This window comes from Lactobacillus kefiranofaciens (genome assembly GCF_900103655.1).
GTDB lineage: Bacteria > Bacillota > Bacilli > Lactobacillales > Lactobacillaceae > Lactobacillus > Lactobacillus kefiranofaciens.
The window spans coordinates 1-24,554 of the sequence record NZ_FMXC01000027.1; the positions used below are offsets into that span (position 1 = coordinate 1).

Annotated in this window: 19 protein-coding genes, 1 tRNA gene, 1 rRNA gene and 2 pseudogenes; 17 read left to right on the top strand and 6 right to left on the bottom strand. The window is 38.3% G+C overall.

Going from position 1 to position 24,554, the window contains the following annotated elements; all coding sequences use genetic code 11:
• Positions 1-145 precede the first annotated feature (145 nt).
• From rrf to BLP58_RS08850, 6 genes are all read left to right on the top strand, one after another.
• Positions 146-262, top strand: a 5S ribosomal RNA gene (gene rrf, locus BLP58_RS08825).
• Positions 263-276: 14 nt separating this feature from the next.
• Positions 277-349 (top strand) — tRNA-Asn (locus BLP58_RS08830).
• A 274-nt stretch (positions 350-623) separates the two neighbouring features.
• Positions 624-1,631: a mannose/fructose/sorbose PTS transporter subunit IIA gene (locus BLP58_RS08835; protein ID WP_013854672.1), complete on the top strand. Its 1,008-nt coding sequence runs from the start codon at positions 624-626 to the stop codon at positions 1,629-1,631.
• A gap of 18 nt (positions 1,632-1,649) precedes the next feature.
• Complete coding sequence (locus BLP58_RS08840; protein ID WP_013854671.1) at positions 1,650-2,459, top strand: PTS mannose/fructose/sorbose transporter subunit IIC; 810 nt, start codon at positions 1,650-1,652, stop codon at positions 2,457-2,459.
• Positions 2,460-2,487: 28 nt separating this feature from the next.
• Positions 2,488-3,408, top strand: a complete 921-nt coding sequence (locus BLP58_RS08845) for a PTS system mannose/fructose/sorbose family transporter subunit IID (RefSeq protein ID WP_013854670.1) — start codon at positions 2,488-2,490, stop codon at positions 3,406-3,408.
• Positions 3,409-3,411: 3 nt separating this feature from the next.
• A complete protein-coding gene (locus BLP58_RS08850) occupies positions 3,412-3,780 on the top strand; it encodes a DUF956 family protein (RefSeq protein ID WP_013854669.1) in 369 nt (122 codons plus the stop codon).
• 19 nt (positions 3,781-3,799) lie between these two features.
• Here the strand turns inward: BLP58_RS08850 and BLP58_RS12675 are convergent.
• Both BLP58_RS12675 and BLP58_RS08860 read right to left on the bottom strand, forming a co-directional pair.
• Positions 3,800-4,215, bottom strand: a pseudogene (locus BLP58_RS12675) (hypothetical protein); the annotation flags it as partial.
• Positions 4,216-4,264: 49 nt separating this feature from the next.
• Positions 4,265-5,638, bottom strand: coding sequence for an amino acid permease (locus BLP58_RS08860; protein ID WP_013854668.1), 1,374 nt, complete (start codon positions 5,636-5,638; stop codon positions 4,265-4,267).
• A gap of 336 nt (positions 5,639-5,974) precedes the next feature.
• Between BLP58_RS08860 and adhE the strand changes: the two genes are divergently transcribed.
• The 7 genes and pseudogenes from adhE to BLP58_RS08895 all read left to right on the top strand — a co-directional run bounded on the left by adhE (position 5,975) and on the right by BLP58_RS08895 (position 13,855).
• The gene (adhE, locus tag BLP58_RS08865; protein ID WP_013854667.1) at positions 5,975-8,602 is read left to right on the top strand and encodes a bifunctional acetaldehyde-CoA/alcohol dehydrogenase; all 2,628 of its coding nucleotides are present in this window, start codon (positions 5,975-5,977) and stop codon (positions 8,600-8,602) included.
• Positions 8,603-8,791: 189 nt separating this feature from the next.
• Positions 8,792-10,603 carry a glutamine--fructose-6-phosphate transaminase (isomerizing) gene (glmS, locus tag BLP58_RS08870; RefSeq protein ID WP_013854666.1) on the top strand — a complete coding sequence of 604 codons (1,812 nt, stop codon included), beginning with the start codon at positions 8,792-8,794 and terminating at the stop codon, positions 10,601-10,603.
• A gap of 146 nt (positions 10,604-10,749) precedes the next feature.
• Positions 10,750-11,229: a DUF3990 domain-containing protein gene (locus BLP58_RS08875; RefSeq protein WP_025084263.1), complete on the top strand. Its 480-nt coding sequence runs from the start codon at positions 10,750-10,752 to the stop codon at positions 11,227-11,229.
• Positions 11,226-11,519 (top strand): hypothetical protein, encoded by a 294-nt coding sequence (locus BLP58_RS08880; protein ID WP_013854665.1) that lies wholly within the window; start codon positions 11,226-11,228, stop codon positions 11,517-11,519. Before BLP58_RS08875 ends, BLP58_RS08880 begins: the two co-directional genes overlap by 4 nt.
• Positions 11,520-11,762: 243 nt before the next feature.
• Positions 11,763-12,982, top strand: a pseudogene (locus BLP58_RS08885) (acetate/propionate family kinase).
• An 85-nt stretch (positions 12,983-13,067) separates the two neighbouring features.
• Complete coding sequence (locus BLP58_RS08890) at positions 13,068-13,295, top strand: P8 family protein (protein ID WP_013854663.1); 228 nt, start codon at positions 13,068-13,070, stop codon at positions 13,293-13,295.
• A 146-nt stretch (positions 13,296-13,441) separates the two neighbouring features.
• Positions 13,442-13,855, top strand: a complete 414-nt coding sequence (locus BLP58_RS08895) for a bis(5'-nucleosyl)-tetraphosphatase (RefSeq protein WP_013854662.1) — start codon at positions 13,442-13,444, stop codon at positions 13,853-13,855.
• A 66-nt stretch (positions 13,856-13,921) separates the two neighbouring features.
• Here BLP58_RS08895 and BLP58_RS08900 read toward each other — a convergent pair whose 3' ends face one another.
• Positions 13,922-15,580, bottom strand: coding sequence for a phosphoenolpyruvate carboxykinase (ATP) (locus tag BLP58_RS08900; protein WP_013854661.1), 1,659 nt, complete (start codon positions 15,578-15,580; stop codon positions 13,922-13,924).
• A 216-nt stretch (positions 15,581-15,796) separates the two neighbouring features.
• Here BLP58_RS08900 and BLP58_RS08905 point away from each other — a divergent pair, with 216 nt between their 5' ends.
• From BLP58_RS08905 to BLP58_RS08920, 4 genes are read left to right on the top strand one after another with little or no spacing between them, the layout of a single operon-like run.
• Positions 15,797-17,635: a TerB N- and C- terminal domain-containing protein gene (locus tag BLP58_RS08905; RefSeq protein ID WP_013854660.1), complete on the top strand. Its 1,839-nt coding sequence runs from the start codon at positions 15,797-15,799 to the stop codon at positions 17,633-17,635.
• A 6-nt stretch (positions 17,636-17,641) separates the two neighbouring features.
• Entirely contained in the window at positions 17,642-18,967 is a 1,326-nt protein-coding gene (locus BLP58_RS08910; protein WP_013854659.1) for an ATP-binding protein, read from the top strand.
• Between the two features lie 11 nt (positions 18,968-18,978).
• On the top strand, positions 18,979-21,210 hold the full coding sequence (locus BLP58_RS08915; protein WP_013854658.1) for a DEAD/DEAH box helicase: 2,232 nt from the start codon (positions 18,979-18,981) through the stop codon (positions 21,208-21,210).
• 27 nt (positions 21,211-21,237) lie between these two features.
• Positions 21,238-21,612, top strand: coding sequence for a hypothetical protein (locus BLP58_RS08920; RefSeq protein ID WP_025084262.1), 375 nt, complete (start codon positions 21,238-21,240; stop codon positions 21,610-21,612).
• Positions 21,613-21,657: 45 nt separating this feature from the next.
• Here BLP58_RS08920 and BLP58_RS08925 read toward each other — a convergent pair whose 3' ends face one another.
• From BLP58_RS08925 to BLP58_RS08935, 3 genes are all read right to left on the bottom strand, one after another.
• Positions 21,658-22,446, bottom strand: coding sequence for a Fic family protein (locus tag BLP58_RS08925; RefSeq protein ID WP_013854656.1), 789 nt, complete (start codon positions 22,444-22,446; stop codon positions 21,658-21,660).
• A gap of 52 nt (positions 22,447-22,498) precedes the next feature.
• Positions 22,499-22,711: a hypothetical protein gene (locus BLP58_RS12680; RefSeq protein WP_309294760.1), complete on the bottom strand. Its 213-nt coding sequence runs from the start codon at positions 22,709-22,711 to the stop codon at positions 22,499-22,501.
• 150 nt (positions 22,712-22,861) lie between these two features.
• A complete protein-coding gene (locus BLP58_RS08935) occupies positions 22,862-24,181 on the bottom strand; it encodes a Y-family DNA polymerase (protein ID WP_013854653.1) in 1,320 nt (439 codons plus the stop codon).
• Positions 24,182-24,554 lie beyond the last annotated feature (373 nt).

The window sequence follows — 24,554 nt, forward strand, 5'->3', positions numbered from 1 at the left end:
GTAGATAGGCTGGGAGTGGAAGTCCTGTGAAGGATGGAGCGGACCAGTACTAATCAGTCGAAGACTTGACCAAAGCAAAGGCAAGCTGTGAAGGTTTTTTGCGAGAAGGATTATGTTTAGTTTTGAGCGTAGTAGCTCAAAAGAGTACGGTGGCGAAAGCAAGAAGGATACACCTGTTCCCATGCCGAACACAGAAGTTAAGCTTCTTAACGCCGAAAGTAGTTGGTGGGCAACTGCCTGCGAGGAAAGGAAGCTGCCGTGCTCTTTTTTTAATATTCCGGCTTAGCTCAGTTGGTAGAGCGCTTGACTGTTAATCAAGATGTCGTCAGTTCGAGTCTGACAGCCGGAGCAAGGAGAAGAAGGGAGCCTGAGGGGGGCTTCCCTTTTTTGTGTACGTTATCTTATATAATATGTAGGTATATTTTTGAAAGCTACTCTATTTTTTCATAATTAGGGTAGCTTTTTTAATAAAGTTATTTTTTAATATCTTACTCTATCAAGGGCTTAAGTCCTTGAAAATTATTTTCAAAAATTGAAATTATTTTCAAATATTGCTTTGTAAAACTGCTTATTTATCGTATAATAAAATCGGATTCATTTTTTGATCTAGAGGAGGAAATTACATGGTAGGAATTGTTTTAGCCAGCCATGGTGGCTTTGCCGATGGTATTGCACAATCAGCGCAAATGCTTTTCGGTGAACAAAATAATTTTGCACATGTTATCTTAAAGCCTGATGAAGGTCCAGATGACATTCGTGGCAAAATGGAAAAAGCAATTGCTTCATTTGATGACCAAGAAGAAGTTTTATTCTTAGTTGACTTATGGGGTGGTACGCCATTTAACCAAGCAAACGGTCTTGCTGAAAAGCATGAAAAATGGGCAATTGTTGCTGGTATGAATTTACCTATGGTTGTTCAAGCATTAACTGAAAGAATGATGAACGCGAAAGCAACTGCACATCAAATTGCAACTGCTGTTGTTGAACCAGGTAAAGACGGTATTAAGACTAAGCCAGCTGATTTAATGCCTAAGTCAAAAGCTCCTGCTGCAGCGAAAGAAGCAGCTCCAGCTAAAGGCACTAAAAAGTCAATTCCAGAAGGTACTGTTATTGGCGATGGTCATATCAAGTATGTTTTGGCTAGAATTGACTCACGTTTACTTCACGGTCAGGTTGCAACTGGATGGATTCCAGCAATGAAGCCAGATCGAGTAATTGTTGTTTCAGATAGTGTAGCTAAAGACGAATTGCGTAAGAGCATGATTCGTGAAGCTGCACCAGCAGGTGTGAAGGCACATACTGTTCCACTGAAGAAGATGGAAGAGATCGCTAAGGACCCAAGATTTGGTAATACTCATGCACTTCTTTTGTTTGAAAATCCAGAAGATGTCTTGAGAGCCATCAAGGGTGGCATTGATCTTAAGACGATCAATGTTGGTTCAATGTCTTATAAGGAAGGCGACGTTAACGCAAATAACGTATTGTCTATGAACCAAAAAGACGTTGATACTTTCCACGAACTCGAAAAGATGGGCGTTAAGTTTGATGTTAGAAAGGTTCCTTCAGATCAAGCAGGTAATATGGATGCTATATTGAAGAAGGCCCAGAGCTTACTTGACGAAAAGAAATAGATAATTAGGAGTAAATAAATGAACGCTATACAAATAATTTTGGTTGTGTTTGTTGCCTTTCTTGCCGGTATGGAAGGTATCTTGGATGAATGGCAATTTCACCAATCATTAGTTGCATGTACTTTGATCGGTTTAGTAACCGGTCATTTGGACTTAGGTGTTATCTTGGGTGGTCAATTACAAATGATCGCCTTAGGTTGGGCAAACATTGGTGCCGCAGTTGCACCAGATGCCGCTTTAGCCTCAGTTGCTTCAGCCATTATCTTGGTTGAAGGTGGTCAAGGTGTAAGTGGGATTGGTACTGCTACTGGTATCGCTATTCCTTTGGCTGTTGCTGGTTTGTTCTTAACTATGATTGTACGTACTATTTCAACTGCTATCGTTCACATCATGGACGCAGAAGCTAAGAAGGGTAACTGGCGTATGATTAACATATGGCAATGGATTGCTGTATGTTTGCAAGGTTTAAGAATCTCTATCCCAGCTGGTCTTCTTTTAGCAATTCCGTCAGGTATTGTTAGAAGTTGGCTTGCAATGATGCCACAATGGCTAAACGAAGGTATGACTATCGGTGGTGCGATGGTTGTAGCCGTTGGTTATGCTATGGTTATTAACATGATGGCAAGTAAGGAAGTATGGCCATTCTTCGCAATTGGTTTTGCTTTAGCTGCTATCAAGGACTTAACTTTAATCGCCCTTGGTGCTATCGGTCTGTCAATGGCTTTAATGTACTTAGCTCTTGAATCTAAGGGCGGCAACGGTGGAGGCAACAACTCCGGCGATGCTGGTACCGGCGATCCACTCGGCGATATCATTGATGACTATTAAAATGAACGCATAGAGGAGGATTTATATAATGGCTGATAAAAAAATTAAATTAACCAAGCATGACCGTTTTAACGTTATGTGGCACTCACAATTCCTTCAGGGTTCATGGAACTATGAAAGAATGCAGAATGGTGGTTACGCTTACTCATTGATTCCAGCATTGAGAAAGTTATACCCAAACAAGAAAGACTTGTCTGCTGCTTTACAAAGACACTTAGTATTCTTTAACACTCACCCATACTTAGCTTCACCTGTTCTTGGTGTTACCTTGGCTTTGGAAGAAAATAAAGCTAATGGTGCTGAAGTTACTGATGACGCTATTCAAGGTGTTAAGGTTGGTATGATGGGACCTTTGGCTGGTGTTGGTGACCCAGTCTTTTGGTACACTGTTCGTCCAATTGTTGGTGCCTTAGGTGCATCAATGGCTATTGCAGGTAACGTAATGGGTCCTATCTTATTCTTCGTTATCTGGAATATTATCAGACTTGCATTCTTATGGTATACACAAGAATTTGGTTACAAGGCTGGTTCAGCAATCACTAACGACATGTCCGGTGGTATGTTGCAAAAGGTTACCCGTGGTGCTTCAATGATGGGTATGTTCGTCTTGGGTGCCTTGATTGAACGTTGGGTAAATATTAAGTTTACGCCAATTGTTTCACAAACACCTATTCAAAAAGGTGGTTACATCGAATGGGACAAGCTTCCATCAGGTGCTAAAGGCATTCAATCCGCTCTTGAACAATGGAACATGGGTAATGGTAAGGCTTTAACTAATACTAAAGTTACTACCTTGCAAGATAACTTGGATCAATTAATTCCAGGTTTAGCTGGTCTTCTTTTGACCTTCTTATGTATGTGGTTGTTAAAGAAGAAAGTTTCACCAATTTGGATCATCATCGGTATTTTCGTTATCGGTGTTCTCTTACACGTATGGGGCATTCTTTAATAAATGGCTAAATCAATTAACACAAGAGTTGATCTAACCGTCAGTGCAACCTGGTTTAGAGGAATTGCATCGTATGGTAAAGTAATGATCGGCGATAAAGCTTTTGAATTTTATAACGAGAGAAACGTTGAAGACTACGTTCAAATTCCATGGAAAGAAGTAACTTATGTAGTTGCTGATGTCCATTTTAAAGGAAAGTATATTCCTAGATTTGAAATTCGAACTAAGTCTAACGGCAAGTTTATTTTTGCAGCGCGTGATCCTAAAAAGGTATTACGTGCAATTAGAAAATATGTGCCGGCTGATCATATGCGCAAGGCTTTGAGTACGTGGCAGCAATTAAAGCAACGTTTTACGCGTAAGAAAAAATAAAAAGTAAAAACATCCTAGGTCAATTAAGATCTAGGATGTTTTTTGACTCTATGATAGATCGTTTAATCAGTTTCAAAAATAACTCAGCTACTGGTGAAAGGTTAGTACTGCGTTTCCAAATCATAGTAATTGGTTCCTGCATTACTGGTGCAATTGGCCTGAAGGTTAAATTTGACTTTTTAGAAATATTCGCAATTTTATCTAGGGTAAGCATTAAAGCTGCTTTATTTTTAACCATCAAAGTTCCGTTAAAGCTAAGATTAAATGTACCAATGATGTTGATATCTTTTTAATAATTGCGGTAGATTGAAGATTGCTTTTTGTTTTAGCAGTTAGGGTGAGGATTTCTTTTGCCTGTTCAAACAAGTATTGGCCAGCAGGTGTTAATGTCAAATGACGTGGCTGTTGATTGAACAATTTGACGCCTAGTTTATTACATTTTTAAAAATAGGCAGAAAAAAAGGGCGCATTGCGTCCTTTTAGTTTAAACTGCTTTTTCATTACTCCAAACTTTAGAGATTAAATATAAAATGATGAAAGTAACAATTGCAGCGATCATTGGAATTCGATAACTAGGCAAGATCAAAAGCAAAACAATCATTAAAATAAAGAATAACAAGATTAGGTAATCAAGATAAGGATAGCCAGGCATCTTGAAATCATTTAATTCGTTCTCAGGTGTTCGCTTTCTGTATGCCATGTGCGTTAAAATCATTAGACACCAGATTATCAAGAACATACTGGTAGTTGTTGAAGAAATAAAGTTAAAGGCTTGATCGCCAATGATTAGTGTAATAGCCGGTGCACAGGCCATTAGTAGAGCTGAAAGCATCAAAGCGTTTTGTGGTAATTGGCGTCTGGACAAATGACCACAAATTTGATTCCATTTTTCTTTGCCGTCATAAGTAACAGAGAAGAGTAAACGCCCAGCGCTGTATAAGATGCTATTAGTTGAAGAAACAGCTGCTGAAATTACTACGAAGTTGATACTTGAACTAGCATTTCTAATTCCAGTGGCGCCAAGTGCTTGGACAAATGGACTAGAATTGGTAGATACTTTTGACCAAGGAATAACTAATAAAATTCCTAAAATTGCCATTACATAAAATAGAATAATTCTCACTGGCAATTGGTTGATAGCTCTTTTTAAAGTGACTCTAGGATTTTGTGCTTCCGCAGCGGTCAAACCAATCAATTCAACTCCAATGAAGCTGAAGATTACCATCTGGAAGCCTTGAAAGAAACCTTTAGTTCCTCGAGCAAAGAAGCCACCGTGATCGTTCAAATTAGCCAAAACAACTGGACCGAAGCTAGTTTTTCCTCCAGTGATCAGTAGGTAAATGATTAATAAAACAAAAGCTACAATCGTAATAATTTTAATAATAGCGAAACTAAATTCTAAATTACCGAATACTCGAGCTGAGATCAGATTAATGATCAATAAAAAGATAATCGTGATAATTCCAGGTATCCATGGTTTCAGAGTAGGGAACCAATATTTGAAGTAGATCCCTAGAGCGGTCGTTTCCGCCATTCCCAAAGTGATCCAACTAATCCAATAAAGATAACCTGTAATAAAGCCAATATTTTTGCCTAGATATTGTTCAATAAAATCAATGTAGGTGTGCTTATTCAGATCAGACATGATTAGCTCTCCGAGTGCTCGCATGAGCATGAGGAGGAAGATGCCGACAATAATATAAATTAGAATAATACTTGGGCCGGCTCGGTGAATGCTATCACCCACACCTAAGAAAAGGCCGGTTCCAATCGTTCCACCTAAGGCAATTAATTGGATATGAGTATTGCTTAGGGTTCTTTTGTAACCGGAATTAGTTTGCGATTTTTTCTCATTCATTTAAGTCCTCCATGTTTTCAATTTTAATATATACTTAATATTATATCATGTTTAATATATACTTAATATTATATCATGCTAGTCAATTTGTATCAGTAATAGTTAATAAATTTAAAAAATATGTAGAAAATAACGATTTAAATAAGTTTGTTAATTCACAAACAAATAATATAGCAAGCGTTTTCATTACTATTAGGATAAAATTATCAAGGCTATCAACTTCTTTCTCAGTAGTCATTTTCAAAAAATTAAGCATTTACATTTAGATTTAGTGTGCTATAGTTGACATTGTAAATTAGTTCACAAGAATTAGTAGATCTTAGAGGTAATAATACAATGGCTAAGACACAACAAAAAGAGACTCTCACAGAGGAAGAAAAGAAAAAGCAAATTTACGACATGGTTGATAACTTGGTTAAGAAGTCACATGTTGCATTAGACGAAATGGCTAACTTCACTCAAGAACAGGTTGATAAGATCTGTGAAGCAGTTGCTACTGCGGGTGAACAAAATGCTTATCCATTAGCTAAGATGGCTGTTGAAGAAACTAAGCGTGGCGTGGTAGAAGATAAGACTACCAAGAATATGTACGCTAGTGAAAATATTTGGAACAGTCTTCGTCATGAAAAGACTGTCGGCATCATTGAAGAAGATAAAGAATTAGGCTTGACTAAGATTGCTGAGCCTAAGGGTGTAATTGCTGGTGTAACTCCTGTAACTAACCCAACTTCAACGGTTATCTTTAAGGCTATGCTTGCTTTGAAGACTAGAAATACTATCATCTTCGGCTTCCACCCACAAGCTCAAAAGTGTTGTGTAGAAACTGGTAAGATTATTCGGGATGCTGCAGTAGCAGCAGGTGCTCCAAAGGATGCTGTTCAATGGATTGAAGAACCAAGTTTGGATGCTACTACTGATTTGATGAATAACCCAGGTGTTCAAACTATTTTGGCTACTGGTGGCCCAGGTATGGTAAAGGCGGCTTACTCATCTGGTAAACCTGCGATTGGTGTTGGCCCTGGTAATGGTCCTTCATATATTGAAAAATCTGCTAACATTGACCGTGCTGTTTACGACATTGTTTTGTCTAAAAACTTTGATAACGGAATGGTTTGTGCTTCTGAAAACTCAGTTGTCGTTGATGATGAAATTTATGATCGTATTAAGGACGAATTTAAGAAGTGGAATTGCTACTTCTTGAATAAAGAAGAAATCAAGAAGTTTGAGGAACACTTCATTGATTCAAGACGTGGTACTGTTGCAGGTCCTGTAGCTGGTAAGTCTGCTTATGATATTGCTAAGCTCTGCGGCGTTGATGTGCCAAAGAATACTAAGGTAATCGTTGCAGAATACAAGGGTGTTGGTAGAAAATTCCCACTTTCAGCTGAAAAGTTGTCACCTGTCTTTACTTTATATCGTGCTAAGAATCATGATGAGGCCTTCAGAATTTGTACCGAATTGCTTGATTACGGTGGTCGTGGTCATACCGCAGGTCTTCACTCAAGTAATCAAAAGGTAATCGATGAATTTGCGATGAAGATGGATGCTTGCCGTATCTTGGTTAACTCACCAGCTGCTCTTGGTGGTATTGGCGACTTATACAACAATATGTTGCCATCACTTACTTTGGGTACTGGTTCATACGGTGCTAACACCTTCTCACACAACATTGGTGCTAAAGACTTGCTTAACATTAAAACTGTGGCAATGCGCCGTGACAACATGCAATGGGTAAAGGTCCCATCCAAGACCTACTTTGAACATAACGCAGCTAACTATTTACGTCACATGCCAAACGTTAACCGCTTCTTCATTGTCACTGATGAAGGTGTAGCTGATAAAGGCTTTGCTGATGAGATTACTGACATTATTTCTAAGCGTCGTGGTCAAAAGGAATATGAAGTCTTTAAGGCTGTAACTCTTGATCCTAATACTGATGTAATTAAAGATGGTGTTCACAGAATGAACATCTTTAAGCCAGATGTAGTGATTGCTATCGGTGGTGGTTCAGTAATGGATGCTGCTAAGGCAATGCGCTTATTCTACGAAAATCCAGAAATGAGTTTTGAGGAAGCTTACCAAAAATTTCTTGACATTAGAAAAAGAGTAGTTCGCTTCCCAAAGATTAATGGTGTTCAACTTGTATGTATTCCAACTACTTCAGGTACTGGTTCAGAAGTATCACCAATTGCAATTATTAGTGATGCTAAGACAGGCATTAAGCATACCTTATGTGACTACGCTTTGACTCCAGATGTTTCAATTGTTGATGATCAATTCGTTCAAACTTTACCTAAACGTTTGATTGCCTGGTCTGGCTTTGAAGCTTTGGGTCACGCAATTGAAAGTTATGTTTCAACGATGGCTACCGACTTCACTCGTGGTTGGTCACTTGAAGCGATCAAAGCAATCTTTGTTAACTTGAAGGATTCTTACGCTGGCAATCTTGATGCCAGAAAGAGAATGCATGATGCAGCTACAATCGCCGGAATGGCTTACTCAAATGCATTCCTTGGTTTGGAACACTCAATTGCCCACACTGTTGGCTCAACCTTTGATATTCCAAGTGGTGTAAGCGATGCGATTGCTTTGCCACAAGTTATTCGCTTTAACGCTAAGCGTCCAGAAAAATTGGCTATGTGGCCTCACTACTCAGTTTATCGTGCTGAAAGTGACTATGCTGACATTGCCAGAGCCATTGGTTTAACTGGTTCAAGTGATGCTGAATTAGTTGAAAAGTTAGTTCAAAAGATCATTGACTTAGCAGAATCAGTTGATATTAAGATGGCTTTCAAAGACTATGGCGTTGATCAAACTGAATTCGATAATAAAGTTGACAAGTTAGCAGTTGAAGCTTACGGTGATCAAAACACTGTTACTAACCCAACAGCTCCACTGATTAGTCAAATTGTTCAATTAATGAAAGACTGCTATGCAGGCAAAAACATTTCAGCTAATAAGTAAGCAATAGTAAAATAAAAGTAGCGATCAGCCAAGAAACTGATCGCTATTTTTGTTCCTTTCAAAAATTATACCAATTTCGATAATTTGTGCTTGACCACTTTAGCAAAAAAGAATATTATTGCTACTGTAACAATGAATTCAAACTAGTCCACTAATCAAATATTGAACTAGACCAAAGGAGAAAATTATATGTGCGGAATTGTCGGAGTTGTAGGTAAACCTGCAAAAGATATTATTTTAAGCGGATTAACTAATTTGGAATACCGTGGTTATGATTCAGCTGGTATTTATTTAAATGACTTGAATGGTCATGAATACTTGACTAAGGCTGTTGGTCGTATTTCTAACTTGAAAGAAAAGTTGACCCCAGATGAAGAAGGTTTAGTAGGTATTGGTCATACTCGTTGGGCCACTCACGGCAAGCCAACTGTTGACAATGCTCACCCTCACTTTGATGAAACCAAACGTTTTTACTTAGTTCATAATGGTGTGATTGAAAATTACGCTGAATTAAAGGAAAAGTACTTACAAGGTGTTAAGTTCCATTCAGACACTGATACTGAAGTTGTGGTTCAATTAATTGGCAAGATTGCTCGGGACAAGAACTTAGATGGCTTCTCAGCATTCAAGGAAGCATTGAAGTTGGTTAAGGGTTCATATGCCTTCTTATTGGTTGATAACACTGAACCAGATCACGTCTTCATCGCTAAGAATAAGTCGCCAATGATGCTCGGTATTGGCGATGGCTTTAACATCATTGCTTCAGATGCAATCTCAGTTTTGGATCAAACTAAGACATTCGTTGACTTGCAAGACGGTGATGTTGGTGACATTACTAAGGATTCTTACGTTATTGAAACTATTGACGGTAAGAAAGTTGATCGTGAACCACATGTTTTGAACATTGATCCAAATGCAGCTTCTAAGGGTACTTATGAATTTTACATGCTTAAGGAAATTGATGAGCAACCTGGCGTCATGCGTCATATTTCTCAAGATTACTTGGATGACAATAATAGTACTAAGGTAGATCCAAAAATCGCTGCTGCTGTTGCTGAAAGCGACCGGATTTATATTTTAGCTGCTGGTACTAGTTATCGTGCCGGCTTAGTAGGTAAGCACTTATTTGAAAAGTATGCTGATATTCCGGTTGAAGTTGGTTTGGCTTCTGAATTCGGCTACCACTTCCCTAAATTATCTAAGAAGCCATTCTTTATTTTCTTAACTCAATCAGGTGAAACCGCAGATTCTAGAGTTGTTTTGAAACAAGTTAATGAACGTCACTTGCCAAGTTTAACAATGACTAACGTTGAAGGTTCAACTTTATCAAGAGAAGCCACTTACACTATGCTTTTGAAGGCTGGTCCTGAAATTGCAGTTGCCTCAACTAAGGCTTATACTGCTCAAATTGCCGTTCAAGCAGTTTTGGCTAAGGCAGTTGGTGAAAAGAAGAATATTCAAATTGCTAAGGACTTTGATTTGAAGCACCAATTAGCTTTGGCAGCCGTAGGGATGCAACAATTAGTTGACGGTAAAGAAAAGATTGATGAATTAGCTAAGAAATATTTGGCTAATACACGCAATGCATTCTACATCGGCCGCGGGATCGATTATGCTGTTGCTCTCGAAGGAGCATTGAAGTTGAAGGAAGTTTCCTATATTCAAACCGAAGGATTTGCTGCAGCTGAGTTAAAGCACGGAACGATTGCCTTGATTGAAAAGGGTACACCAGTCATTGCCTTAATCAATGACCCTGCTACAGCTGACTTAACTCGTGGTAATATTCGTGAAGTAGAATCTCGTGGTGCCAACGTGATGGTCTTTGCAGCTAAAGAATTTGCTCAAGTGGGCGATGATGTTGTTTTACCAGAAATTGATTACTACTTATCACCATTATTGACTATTGTGCCAGCACAATTATTGGCTTACTATGCATCTAAGAATAAGGGTTTAGACGTTGATAAGCCACGTAACTTGGCTAAGAGTGTTACTGTTGAATAATTAAAATGTGAATCTAGAGATAGCGATGGTAAATGTGCCACCGCTATTTTTATAAAAAATTTAATTTCTTACGAAAAAATCATCTTTTTTTGCGTAATAAATAATAGAGAGAAAAATCTCTGTGTTTATTGAGGTGTGGAAAAGAGATGAATAAAGTAAGATTGTATCATGGAAGTAATGTTCCCGTGTATGTACCAGAGATTCGTGTTACATATCCGCACGATTTTGGTAATGCTTTTTATGTAACTTCTGATTTTAGACAAGCAAAAAAATGGGCATTACATAAGGCAAAGTATTCAGGTAAAGCGTACGTTAGTTGTTATACTATGGATAAAGAGGTTTTGAGATATATACGAACATTGTATTTTAATCAACCAAGTAAAAAATGGCTAGATTTAGTTGTAAAATGTAGACAGAACAAGTATCAACCTAATGGCGATTTGATTATAGGACCTGTGATGGATGGTAGAAAATCTTGGATTAGTTTAAGACTTTATAGTCAGCATAAATTAACATATGAAGAGACACTAGATAGGCTTAACACTCATGTGTTAAGTGATCAATGGGCATTTACTGGAATTCGTGCATTAAGTTTTCTAAACTTTTGTGAGGTGATAGAGGTATGAAATTTACTGATGAGGAGCTAGATAAGTGTTTTGTAAGAGAAATCGCGGAAATTATTGAACGTGAAGTCGCTAAGGAAAAGAAAATACCGTTAGTAAAAGCTAAAGAAGATTTTGAATCTTCAAAAACTTATTCATATTTATGTTCAGATGATCCATTTGTTGAAGAAGGACCTGAGTATTTCTTGGATCTATACCATAATGAACTGAAATACGGTAAATTGATTTCTTCTGCCACTTTGTACTTCCAGCAAAAGTATCCAGAGGAATATCGAGAAGCTGGAATAAAATAATGGTTTTTAAGAAAGTCTAAGTAATCGATTAGAATGCTCCAAAGGTAACTTTGCTTTTGGAGTATTCTTTTTTAGCTTATTGTTAAAAAATGAACAAAATAAGCTTAAATTTGGAAATATTTAAAGCAGTAATCTAAAAATAGAATGGAGAAACTATTTTAATAGAAGGCTTAAAGAGCTATACTAGTAAATGAAAATTCACTTGTGAAAAATATAACTAAAGTAATCGGGGGATTTTAGTTTATGAAAAAAGTTTTGGCAGTAAATTCAGGGAGTTCGTCATATAAATTCAAGTTGTTTTCACTTCCAGATGAAAAGGTGATCGCCAAGGGGATGGGGGATCGCATAGGACTCGATGGTCCTACCTTTTCTATCACTTTAGCAGATGGCAGTAAGCATCTAAAAAGGTTGCAATTCCGGATCAAGAAACTGCAGTAAGTATTTTGATTGCTGATTTGAAAAAATACCATGCAGTGGAGAGCTTAGATGAAATTGTTGGTGTAGGCCACCGTGTAGTTAACGGAGGAGAATACTTTAAAGACTCAACTGTAATTGATCAAGAAAAATTACAAAAGATTCGTGATTTGTCAGACTTTGCACCATTGCATAATCCGGCAGAAGCACGGGGCATCGAAGCATTTATGAATGTTTTGCCTGATGTGCCTCAAGTTGCCGTGTTTGATACTTCATTTCACGAAACACTAGATCCAGTTCATTATTTGTATTCTATCCCTTATGAATATTATGAAAAATATCGTGCAAGAAAATATGGTGCGCATGGTATCTCGGTTCATTATGTAACTTTGGAAGCAGCCAAAATGCTACACAAAGATCCTAGTGAATTAAAGATCCTAGTGAATTGAAGATGATTATTTGCCATTTAGGCTCAGGCTCTTCTATTACCGCGGTAAAGAATGGTAAGTCGTTTGATACTTCAATGGGTTTTAGTCCTTTGTCAGGTATCACAATGGGGACGCGTTCAGGCGATATTGACCCATCCTTATTGCAGCACTTGATGCATAAGACAGGGATGTCAATTGATGAAATGATTGATGTGTTAAATAAAAAATCTGGTTTACTTGGTATTTCTGGCATTTCTTCTGATATGCGGGATCTGAAATATAATAAAGCTCCCCGTGCAGTTTTAGCACGGCAGATCTTTTTAAACCGGATCGTCCGTTATATTGGTTCATTTATTGCAGAGATGGGCGGAACCGACGTCATTGTGTTGACTGCGGGTGTAGGTGAAGCCGATGTAGGGATGCCGTAAAGCAATTATGGATGCCTTTAAATATATGGGCGTTAAGCCAGACTATGAAGCTAATGAACATAATGGACAGTATGTAATTACTAAGCCAGATTCGACAATGAAATTCTTGGTTGTACCAACTAATGAAGAATTGATGATTGCGCGTGAGGTCGTTCGTTTGACGAAATGCTCAGCTTTAGCTAAAGAAAATTAGAATATTAATAAAATAAGCGCTTTCTGTTAACAGATACCTCTAATAGAACTACAATATACTTGTTATCAGAAAGGAAGCTTTTATTATGGCAGATGCAAAAGAAATTGAACAAACAGCTATGATTGATCGTGAAATGGATCAAGTTTTTGATTGGGCAAAGGGTAACTCAATGCCTATTCGTGACGCTATTTGGGATCACGAAATGGAAGCTAATAACCACGACACGATGAAGACCGAAGCTGCAGTTGAATGGATCCTTAAGGCCGATGATGACAAGATTAAGGATTACTGCGAAAAGAACTTAAAGAAGTAACTAAAATATTCTATAAAAACTTTACAATTTCGTCTGCACATAAGGCTGGTCAGATCTGTGATGGATCTGACCAGTTTTTCGTTTCACTTGACTTTAATTAATAAATATTTAATAATTGTTTCAATTACAAAGGTTGGGTGACAATTATGCTGATGGAACATTCTGCCGGAGCAGTTATTTATAGACGAAGCATGAATGGTGAACTAGAATATTTGATTGTACAAAGCGTGGTTAATCACAATTGGGGCTTTCCTAAGGGACATCTTGAAGGCAATGAAGATGCAAAAGAAGCGGCTAAGCGTGAAGTATTTGAAGAAGTTGGCCTAAAACCTGAATTTGATTTTGACTTTGTGCGCAAGACGCACTACGCGTTAACAAAAACCAGGTCAAAAACCGTAACTTTTTATTTAGCAAAATATGTACCTGGTCAAAAAGTGGTTACTCAAAAAGAAGAAATTTTAGATAAAAAATGGGTAACTTTTGCTGAAGCTAAAAAATATCTGACCGTGCATGGCAAGATGGGTGTCTTGACTGCTGCACGTGACTATATTGAAGACTAAAAAAGACGGGAGTTTAATCAACTCTCGTCTTTTAGTCATTAAGAAATTTTATTTTGTTTTTCTCAATTAGCTCAATTCCTTGATAATAGCTTCCAAGGTCTTCTTAGCTTCATCTTGGATTGGTGTTTCTGGGTGTTCTTCATCGTACTTGTTGAGCCAGTTCAAACGATCTTGCATTCTCTTAGCCAAAGTCTTTTGATATTCTGGGTCTTCAAGGTGAACTTCGTAACCATCAATTGGTAAGTATGATACGCCCTTGAAGTTACCGAATGGCTTGAAGTCGCTGTCCTTGATGTTGCCGTTAGCCAAGTCTTCGATTAACTTCTTAGTAACTTCTTTAGGAATATCCTTGCCCATGAAGGCGTCAGTATTCAAGCTGTAGCAACTTGCTCCACGCTTGGTGAACAATTCCTTAAAGTCGGTGTAGTCACCAGATACTGGGTAAGCACGGAATGGGTCTGCGAATGGTTCGATAACCAAAGTATTCATATCGAAGCCCTTTGGTAAGTTTTCAGCAGAGGTTCTCTTGGTTGCTAAAGTACAGCCCATAGTAGTTGCTAAGACTGGGTCATCAATCTTAATGATTGGAGGTAATGAACCATCTTTCATGATCCAGAACAAAGCAGTGATTGGTGACTTTTCAAAGTCTACCCGGTGAGGGCTAGTGTAACGGGTCTTGATGACACGACCGTTGTTGTTACGTAAGTCTTCAGTAACGATAACTTTCTTGCCATCTTTATCTAAGGTTACGTCACAGTTCATAATAGTGGTGTAGTACTTAGTCTCGTGGTGGCCTGCTGGGTAGTCGTGAGTCTTGTCGAAGTATGAAGGCTCAAGAGCAACAGAAGAACCATCTTCACGTGAAATGATGAAGGCATCATCGTGCAAAACAGTGATATCATATTTGCCATCGTACATTTCGTGAGTCAAAGTTGACTTACCTGAACCTGACAAACCATAGAATGCGAATGTCTTATCGTCCTTGTCATCAAAGTGGAATGACTTTTCACCACCGTGACATGCGGTGTAGCCGTGACGGTGAGCAATAGCCCAAGCAAGAGTTAAAGTACCCTTCTTAAGTTCACCGAAGTAACGAAGGTTGAAGACAGCGGCACAGTTATGTGGAGCGTCAAATACGCCTAAGCCCTTTGGATAGTCATCGTCTTGAACATTTGGATCGAAGTAGAAGTAAATGTCAGGTTCGTCATAGAATTTAGACTTCTTGTACATGGCTTCAGCTTCTTCATCAAAGAAGTGGAAGTTCAGGATGTATGAAAGAAGGTTGAAGGCTTGATCTTCAGGCATCATAATGTGAGCCTTAATTGTAAATGATGGGTCAAGACCTACTAAAACAGTAGCCTTTAAATACTTTTGGTTGTGGCCCTTATAAATATCTTCACGTAAATTGCCGTCTAAGGCTTCTGGATCTTCATTAGGATTGTCAACAAAGTGACGAGCACTAGCAGTTCTACCTAAAATCTTACCGTGGTTGTAAACTAATTGGGTTGCACCTTGTGGTAAGCCTAAGTCCTTGGTGTGAAGGATTGGTAAGTCAGTAACAATCACACCTGATTGTTTCTTGGCTAAATTGTAGGCTTCAGCAACACTAGTTACTTCGTGTACATTATTGCCGTAAAATGCACTCTCAATAGTAGCACGAGTGCGGCTAAACATTGGGTTGTCTTTTCTAAGTTCATCATCTGAATAACGTTCTTTTGTACTCATATAAGATTTTGTCCTCTCTAGGAAGCTATTGATTAAAACGCTTTCATAACTTTACAGTAACTATAGTACCATACTTCTTTGTGCATGACCACACAAATATAAAAATATAAGCTTTATAGAATGAAAAAATATACATTTTGAGCTGTATACAGCTATTTAGCAAGTTAAGCGGAATATGATATAATTTGAACATACGTACGAAATAAAGGATAAAAAATGGACTCTAATCAATTATTTAAATACGTTTATGCTAAATATGGTTTGAAGTTTAAACCAATTGTCGCAAATAACACGGATACTTATATTTTAACATCACCTGTTACAAATAAATATTTCGCTATGCTTTCAAGAATCAAAAATAGAAATAATAACAGTATGGCTGTCTTGGATTTAAAATGTGGCGATTTTGCCAGTACGATCCGCGATTTACCTGGCTTTATGGAGCCTGTTCGAATTAAAAGTGCTGGTTGGGTAGGAGCTGCGTTGACCAATAATCATTATGATGAAGCAATCAAAAAAGCGCTGGATTTTGCTTTTAAATTGGCAATGAATGACCAAAAAGTTAACGTTGCTCAAGACCAATATTTTTATATCCCACCGGAAAAAGAGGAGCAAAAATATCAGGCACAACCGATTAAACCGCGAGATAAGAAAATTATTCACAAAGAAAAAAGCTTAGTTCCCGATAAAATTAGGCAAATGATTAAGCTGTATGATTACAGTATTTTGCCTATTCGTGGTCGAGCTAAGAACTTTTTTATTCAAGGCAGATTTATGGCTGATTATGAAGACCATTATGATAAGTTCTTTGCTTTTAAGCGCTTCTTTCCTAGTTATCATGATATGTCGGTGGGGCAATTAAGAAGTTACTTTACTTGGCGGACTAAATGGCGCAGGGGCGACTACCATCGAACGAGTACTTCCTATGCTTATGTCTATGTTTATGAACTGCTTAATAACATTGGAGTAAATAGTCCGGAAGAAGGTTATCAGCGTTTAGTTGAATTTGAACAAAATTATATTGAAAAATTTGATTCAGGGATGCAGCCGTATCTTGCTGATTGGTTAAAAGATTATGTGCTTTACTATGATTTAGGTAAAGAAAAGATCAAGACCTATTTTCAAAATGAACTTGAGCAAGATCGTGATAATGAAATTTTGCATTCGCCACAAAAGTATTCGGCAACTGAATTAGCTGAGGTTTTTGCTAAAAAGACTTCTTACTGGAAGGCTTCTAAAGTAATTCAAACACATTCCGAATTGTTTGCGGCGGTTTTGAAATGTGCTTGGTTGGAATTATTAAATGCTAAAAAATATCAGTTAGCATATTATAGTACCTTTGTTGCTCGGCCGAAGGTGATCGAACAGTCGGTTTTTAAGAGTGCTGTTTTTTACCCTAAAAGCAAGACTCCAATCACGATTCAAATTGATGCGATTAGAAAGTATCATTATCAAAAAGGCCGGTGGTTTATCCATTTGGAAGAACCAGTTAAAAGGCAAAAGACCAACTTAAATACTTTTTTACATGAATTAGATCGTTTAGTTCGAGAGAAATTTAAATTGGGTAGAGCTATTAAGCCACGAGTTATTGATCAAGCTGTTTTAAAGGCGATTGAGCAAGGCATTAGAGCATATCAAGAACAGGCAGAACAAGCTAAAATTGATCAAGTCAAAATTGATTTCGCTAATTTAAAACAAATTCGAGCGAATGCTTCAGTGACGCGGGATAGTTTGTTAACAGATGAAGAAAAAGAATTAGAGCAGCAAGAAGAGCAAAAGGCTGTGGAAAAACAAAATTCAGCGGAAGTTCTTACACAAAATGACTATGATTTATCCCCAGACGAAATGTTCCTGTTGATATCTTTGTTAAAAAAGCAGTCTTGGCAAACCTATGTTAAGCAGCATCATTTGATGACTTCGATCTTAGCTGATAGCATTAATGAAAAGTTATTTGACAAGATTGGTGATAGCGTAATCGAGTTCGATGAAAATGATCAGCCGCAGATTATTACTGATTATGTAGAAGATCTAAAAGAAATTTTTTTAAAAGGATGAGAAAAGATGCCAGAAAAAAGAAGAGTACCTAAAAGAATTGCCCAAACCGTCCTCAATTCATTAAAAGGCGGGGTAGTGCCGCGAATCGGTCTGCCCTATATCACGGTAGGTAGAAAAGAAGAGATTCAGGCGCTGCTTCATGATGTAGAAATTATTCAAGCAGGTGGAGCCAGTTTCCGGTTTATTGTTGGTCGGTATGGCTCTGGTAAGAGTTTTTTATTGCAGACGATTCGCAATTATGTCATGGATAAAAACTTTGTTGTAGTTGATGGCGATTTATCGCCGGAAAGACGGTTGCAAGGATCAAAAGGCCAAGGCTTAGCTACCTACCGCGAATTAATTCAGAACTTATCCACCAAAACGCGGCCAGAAGGTGGTGCTTTGACTTTGATTTTGGATCGGTGGATAAATTCTGTGCAAAACCAGGTAGTACAAAGCGGCGTTGACAGTAATAGTCCACAATTTGAAGCAGCAGTGGATAAAAAGATTTATGCCGTGATTTCTTCACTAAACGAACTAGTTCATGGTTTTGATTTTGCAAAATTGCTTAATATGTATTATCACGCTTATATGAGCGGCGATGACGAAACTAAGGCTAAAGTTCTTAAATGGTTTAGGGGCGAATATAGTCACAAAACCGAAGCTAAAAAAGACTTGGGCGTAGATATCATTATTTCGGATAGTGACTGGTATGAATATTTGAAGCTGTTTGCTAGTTTCTTTAGACAAGCCGGTTATGCTGGCTTAATGATCATGATTGATGAGCTGGTCAATATTTTTAAAATCCCGAATGCCATCAGTCGGCAATATAACTATGAAAAGATTTTGACTATGTATAATGATACTTTGCAAGGCAAGGCCAAGTACTTGGGCATCATCATGTGTGGTACGCCACAAGCAATTGAAGACCGACGGCGTGGTGTTTATTCATACGAAGCCTTGCGTAGTCGATTGGCAACAGGAAAATTTGCCCAAGCGGGAGCACGTGACATGTATGCACCGGTAATTAAATTGGAACCATTGACTGCTGAGGAGATGCTGGTTTTAACCGAAAAGCTGGCTGATATGCATGCCAATCTGTATGGTTATGAACGGACGATTACTGATGCAGATTTAGCTCAGTTTATCAAGATTGAGTATGCTCGTGTAGGTGCAGATACGAATATCACGCCGCGAGAGATTATTCGTGACTTTATCGAATTGCTTGATATTGTTTGGCAAAACCCTAAGACTAAGATTACAGATTTGCTTAATTCGGATAAGTTTAATTACACCAAGTCGGAAGCCGTTTCAGATAATAAAACAAAAGATTACACTGAATTTAAGATTTAAGGAAGAAAAAGATGGACGTTTTTTCACATTATGCGCCATTCATCCAAGATTATATTTATGAACATGGTTGGCAAACTCTGCGGCCTATTCAGGTAGCTGCTGCGGAAGAGATTTTTGAAACAGAAGATAATGTTTTGCTTTCTGCTTCAACTGCCTCAGGTAAAACTGAAGCCGCATTTTTTCCGATCTTGTCAGATATTTATAATGAACCGGAAGATTCGGTTAAAGTGCTGTATATTGCGCCACTGAAAGCACTGATTAATGACCAATATGATCGCTTAACTGATTTATGCACAGATGTGGATATTCCAGTTTGGCGTTGGCATGGAGATGTTGTTCAAACGCAGAAGCGAAAAATGCTTAAGCATCCCTCAGGGATTTTGCAAATTACACCCGAATCGCTTGAAAGCTTTATGATCAACAAACATATGGACATTCCGCACCTTTTTGGCGGTTTGAAGTATATTGTGGTCGATGAATTGCACTCTTTTTTAAGAAGTGATCGCGGTGGACAGACCTTTTGCTTGATTGAGCGTTTGTCTAAATTGGCTAATGTTAATCCGCGGCGCATTGGCCTGTCAGCAACTATTGGCAACTTGGAAGCAGCCAGCAAATTTTTAGGTGCCGGTTCTAACAGAAAAACAGTTGCACCTAAAGTGCAAAATCAGCCGCAAATCTGGCATCTTTCAATGGAGCACTTTTATAAAACTGATCCCCAAGCCAGTAGCAAAGACTTTGATCCTAGTCAAATTGAACCTAAGACTGACAAAGCACCAGAATTAGCGGATCCTGGCATCGGTTATATTTTTGAACATACGCGGGGTAGAAAATGTCTAGTTTTCACCAATAGTCGAGAAGAGTGTGAAGCGGTCTGCCAGGAACTTAGAGCTTATTGCGCCTACAATCATGAGCCTGATCGCTTTATGATTCACCATGGCAATTTGTCACCAGCTTTGCGTGAGACAGCAGAAGCTGCAATGAAGGATGAGGATGTCTACATGACAACCTGTGCGACGGCGACCCTAGAGCTGGGGATTGATATTGGACAACTAGAAGCAGCTTTTCAAATTGATGCCCCGTTTACTGTGTCTGGCTTTTTACAAAGAATGGGGCGGACAGGTCGACGTGGCAATCCGCCAGAGATGCATTTTGTTATGCGCGAGGAGCATCCCGAGTCCCGGGCAATGCTGCCGGAACTCATCCCATGGCCACTACTTCAGGGAATTGCTCTAGTGCAGCTGTATGCAGAAGAAAAATGGGTCGAGCCACCAGAACCTAATCGTTTACCTTATAGTTTGCTCTATCATCAGACGATGAGTATCCTAGCCTCTAGCGGCGAGATGACACCAGCAGAGCTGGCTTCCAGAGTGCTGACTTTGTCGTATTTCCGTAATGTGAGCCAGGAAGATTTTCGCGTTTTATTAAAATATTTGCTTAAAACTGACCACATCGAATGGACCGAAAATGGTGGTTTGATTGTTGGCTTAGCTGGTGAAAAAGTTGTGAATAACTTTAAGTTTTATGCTGTTTTTGCCGAAAATGAGGAATTCAGTGTTCATGCCGGTAGCGAAGAATTAGGTACGATCGTTAAGCCGCCACCAGTCGGTGATAAAATCGCTATTGCTGGCCGGGTCTGGGTGGTCGAAGATGTCGACCGTAAGCGTCACCAGGTTTATTGTCATGAAGTAAAGGGGAGAATTCCGGCCTTCTTTGGGGATGTACCTGGTGATATCCAGCCGAAGATTTTACAACGGATGAAAAAGGTTTTAACTGAAAAGACCATGTATCCATACTTGATGCAAAATGGGAAGGCGCGTTTAACCCAAGCGCGAGATACTGCTGCTTTAGCTAATGTACCCAAAAAGAATTTAATTAAATTAGGCGGCAACATGTGGTGTTTATTCCCATGGACGGGGACTTATGCCTTTTTAGCACTGGAGCGTTTTATCAAAATTAAATGTGGTAAGCAGCTCAATCTGCGTGGTTTTAATTCATCCAGACCATATTTCATGTATTTCGCCATGGATGGGGATGAACAAGATTTTTGGCGTATCTTAAAAGAAGAGGCAGAAAAGGAATTCGATCCGCTAGATTTGGTTTATTCCAAAGAGGTTCCGGGAATTGATAAGTATGATCAATATTTGCCTAAAGAATTGCTTAGAAAAGAGTTTGCTTATAGCGTTCTGGATATTAAAGAAATGAAGCGTTGCGTCAAAGAAATGGCAGATAATTTTTTGTTATAATAAATAAAAACGATAGAAAAGAGAATAATGATGTTAAAAATAAATCAAACTGCATCTAAAGATGCCCAAGCAAGAACTCTACTTAAAGAATTGATCAAAGTTCACCAAATTCATCAAGCTTACAACGTGCGTGACTTGACTGATGCGGATGAACAAATTTTGGAAAGAGCTTTTAACGCTACTCGTGAATTGATGCCCAGAATTTCTGCTAAGAAGATTAAGTTCGCCAACAAAGAATGGGATTCATTGTTCAACTTCTTGATGGCTGAACAAATTTCTTTTGCCCGCGTTTTGACTAATGGCGATGACAATTTGAATGAATATGTTCAAGCCAAGAACCAAGCTCAACAAACTTATGCTTTAGCTGAAACGGCAATGACTAAGTTGGAAAATAAGCAGTAAAAAACTGTTATGCAATAGAAACGAAAACGATTGATCCAACAGAGATCAATCGTTTTTATTGTCAAAATTATTCTTATAAAAAGACTTTATTCGTTTGGTTTTTAAATCATTAATATCTACATCTCTTTGTTCAAGCGAGTGACTTAGATGATATTCAACTTCATTAGGACTAGGCAAGACTGCTACCATTCGATTTAAAGCTTGTTCTTCCTGTTCTTTTGTATGAGCACGATAGAATCTCATTAAGCCAAGCATGAATTCGGCATGATCAATGTCATCGAAAGGTAAAGTTAAATAATTTTCACTTTTCCAAGTATTGTAAGCCAAATTTGCGGCAATTAAAGCTGTCCGCTTATTGCCGTCTTGAAAAGGTTGCAATTTAGATAACTGTGCAAATACGCGCCAAGCATCCCTGATAGTCTGTTTAGATGAATTATATTCATTTACTATTGTATCTAAATCTTCAGGATAGACATTTTCAGGGGCAAAATATGCGCCTTCGGCAGTGCCACGAGAATTTGTAATAATGACGACAGCATCATCAGGATTGCTGCTAGCTTGTCTTAAATGCCCTGGTAAATTAGGATCTTCTTCTTTACTATGAATGAAGCTTTTGTTGATCGCAATAATTCCTTCTCTAGAAAAGCCGAATTTTTCTGCGGCAGCTATCCCATCTAAAGCATCTTGCAATATTTCACCGTCATGGTGTTGATGAGCTAATTTAGATAAATCGTGCAGGTCTAAAGCACGTTTGGTTTGTAAGACAGAACTGCCATAGTCATTCATACTGCCAAAAGAAACGATAAAGTTTGCGAGTCCTAAGTTTTTACTCATCTGATCACTTGCTTTCTAATCTCTTCAGATAATTAAATTTTACCATTTTTCGTTACATCCTCTTAATTTCAACATGATTAATCTCAGTAAATGGCACAGGGATGCCTGAAATAATAATTATCTCTTGTTCAGTATATCCTTCAACGAAGCCTTCAATGTCTGCGGGCAGGTTGCCATCTTGATCGCGTTCTTTTAATTGCAAGCTGACTAATTGATGTTTACAAAAAGCTGTGAGCAAAGTCTGACTAATGTCAATTTGCGACATTTCCGGTTTTTTGCATAAACCATTTTTCTCTGCATCGTACTCTGATTAATCTTAGCTGTGTGATCACTTAAAAAGAAACCGACCCATTTTTTCATCCCGCGATCTTGATAATTTCTAAAAAACTCTTCAATCCTTTGATCAAAAGGGCTTTTACTCATAAGCATTACCACCATTATGGCCGCCAACTAGCTTGCTACGCTGAATTGCGGTTGCACCCCTAGCTAAACTAGATGCTTTAACTAAAGCAGAAAAGCCATATTTTTTGCGGACCGCATCAATCACGTGGTCTAATTTGTAACGCTTAATTTGCAATTCGGGATCTTCCAAGATATTGAGCTGCAGGCTGCAATCAGGAATTAACCGCCCATAGCTAACGCCGATACAGCGAACCGCTTCGCCTTGCCAATTTTCTCTAAATAAAACAAGCAGTGTTTGCACTAAATCATGGCTAACATTAGTGGCCGTAATTGATCGTTGAACATTGAAGCCAGCCCTAGCATCAGCGCAGGTCAGTTCAGTTAGAGAAAAGCCAATGTATAAGCTAACTTTTGTCATTTGCAAGTTATGGGCCCTAATTCTAGCTGCAACTTGTTCACCGATCTCGCGAATGACGATTTCAATTTGACGCTGGTTATAATAATCGCGTTGTAAAACTTGCGAGTTGCCATAACTTTTAGCACGGGGATGATATTTTTTACGGATGATGCTGCGGTCGACGCCCCAGCTCTCGGCAAAAAGCTGTTCGCCAATAATACCAAACTCCTTTTTGAGCACAGCGGGATCGGTGTGAGCCAATTGATACATATTGTTAATGCCGATCCTGCGCAAATGATTAGCGGTTCTGGTATTGATACCCCAGACATCTTCTAGTTTGGGGATGCGCCAAATTGTATCAGGAACATCAAGATAGTGCCAAAAGGCGATCATCGATTTGTTGTGCTTGGCTTCAATATCCATTGCTAATTTGGCTAAAATTGGATTTTCACCAATGCCGCAGGTGGTGTATAAACCTAAAGTATCATGAATATCTTTTTGTATTTTGTGGGCAACATAGTAGAGATCATCACCGAAAAGCTTCCAGGAGTCAGTCATGTCGATCATCCCTTCATCGATTGAATACATCTGAATATCTTCATCAGCGGCATATTTTCTAAAAATGTCTAAAACTTGCATACTGCGTTTGATATAAAGATTCATGTGCGGATCGACTAGCATCAAATCGGGTGCCTCTTTTTTTGAGGGTAAGTCGCGCGCTCGCATGACGTTGTGTAGGCCATATTTTTTCTTAGCTAGTGGAGATGCTGCCATAATTAAACCAGAGCCCCAATTGGCTCCTTGCTGGCGAGAAATTACCGCTAGACAAGCTTTCATCGGATTTAGTCCTAGCCGGAGGGCCTCACAGGAAGCAAAAAAACTCTTATTATCAATCATCAAGACAATGCGATGCGGTTCATATTTGAAATCATACATAATTATCAACCACCTTTTTTAGTTAGCCGAACAAATGAGCTATTAATGCCATTATAAAACATTTGTTTGTGCGAACAAGTGGGTGGGTAAAAATTATCAGTAATGCGAATTTTTTCTAATAAAAAAGCTTGATTCCATTTAATTTGGACTCAAGTTTTTGATGTTTTAGTTAATAAATATTCGTATTCTTAAAATAATCTGGATATTTGTTAACTAATGTATTTTTTTCATCAATTACTAGTTGTAAATGCTTAGTAACTATCGATTTAACTTCATCACTGAGACTGTAAAATAGTTTGTGTAAGGATGAATGATTCCTTAAATTAATTTCTTAAAATATTAGAAAAAGGAGTTCCTTTCTCGTATGATTGGT

Coding starts and splice junctions, on each gene's coding strand:
- BLP58_RS08935 (WP_013854653.1), bottom strand. CDS start 24,181: ATGTATGATTTCAAATATGAACCGCATCGCATTGTCTTGATGATTGAT.
- BLP58_RS08905 (WP_013854660.1), top strand. CDS start 15,797: ATGGACTCTAATCAATTATTTAAATACGTTTATGCTAAATATGGTTTG.
- BLP58_RS08895 (WP_013854662.1), top strand. CDS start 13,442: ATGCTGATGGAACATTCTGCCGGAGCAGTTATTTATAGACGAAGCATG.
- BLP58_RS08920 (WP_025084262.1), top strand. CDS start 21,238: ATGATGTTAAAAATAAATCAAACTGCATCTAAAGATGCCCAAGCAAGA.
- adhE (WP_013854667.1), top strand. CDS start 5,975: ATGGCTAAGACACAACAAAAAGAGACTCTCACAGAGGAAGAAAAGAAA.
- BLP58_RS08850 (WP_013854669.1), top strand. CDS start 3,412: ATGGCTAAATCAATTAACACAAGAGTTGATCTAACCGTCAGTGCAACC.
- BLP58_RS08835 (WP_013854672.1), top strand. CDS start 624: ATGGTAGGAATTGTTTTAGCCAGCCATGGTGGCTTTGCCGATGGTATT.
- BLP58_RS08845 (WP_013854670.1), top strand. CDS start 2,488: ATGGCTGATAAAAAAATTAAATTAACCAAGCATGACCGTTTTAACGTT.
- BLP58_RS08875 (WP_025084263.1), top strand. CDS start 10,750: ATGAATAAAGTAAGATTGTATCATGGAAGTAATGTTCCCGTGTATGTA.
- BLP58_RS08840 (WP_013854671.1), top strand. CDS start 1,650: ATGAACGCTATACAAATAATTTTGGTTGTGTTTGTTGCCTTTCTTGCC.
- BLP58_RS08860 (WP_013854668.1), bottom strand. CDS start 5,638: ATGAATGAGAAAAAATCGCAAACTAATTCCGGTTACAAAAGAACCCTA.
- glmS (WP_013854666.1), top strand. CDS start 8,792: ATGTGCGGAATTGTCGGAGTTGTAGGTAAACCTGCAAAAGATATTATT.
- BLP58_RS08880 (WP_013854665.1), top strand. CDS start 11,226: ATGAAATTTACTGATGAGGAGCTAGATAAGTGTTTTGTAAGAGAAATC.
- BLP58_RS08925 (WP_013854656.1), bottom strand. CDS start 22,446: ATGAGTAAAAACTTAGGACTCGCAAACTTTATCGTTTCTTTTGGCAGT.
- BLP58_RS08915 (WP_013854658.1), top strand. CDS start 18,979: ATGGACGTTTTTTCACATTATGCGCCATTCATCCAAGATTATATTTAT.
- BLP58_RS08890 (WP_013854663.1), top strand. CDS start 13,068: ATGGCAGATGCAAAAGAAATTGAACAAACAGCTATGATTGATCGTGAA.
- BLP58_RS12680 (WP_309294760.1), bottom strand. CDS start 22,711: ATGTCGCAAATTGACATTAGTCAGACTTTGCTCACAGCTTTTTGTAAA.
- BLP58_RS08900 (WP_013854661.1), bottom strand. CDS start 15,580: ATGAGTACAAAAGAACGTTATTCAGATGATGAACTTAGAAAAGACAAC.
- BLP58_RS08910 (WP_013854659.1), top strand. CDS start 17,642: ATGCCAGAAAAAAGAAGAGTACCTAAAAGAATTGCCCAAACCGTCCTC.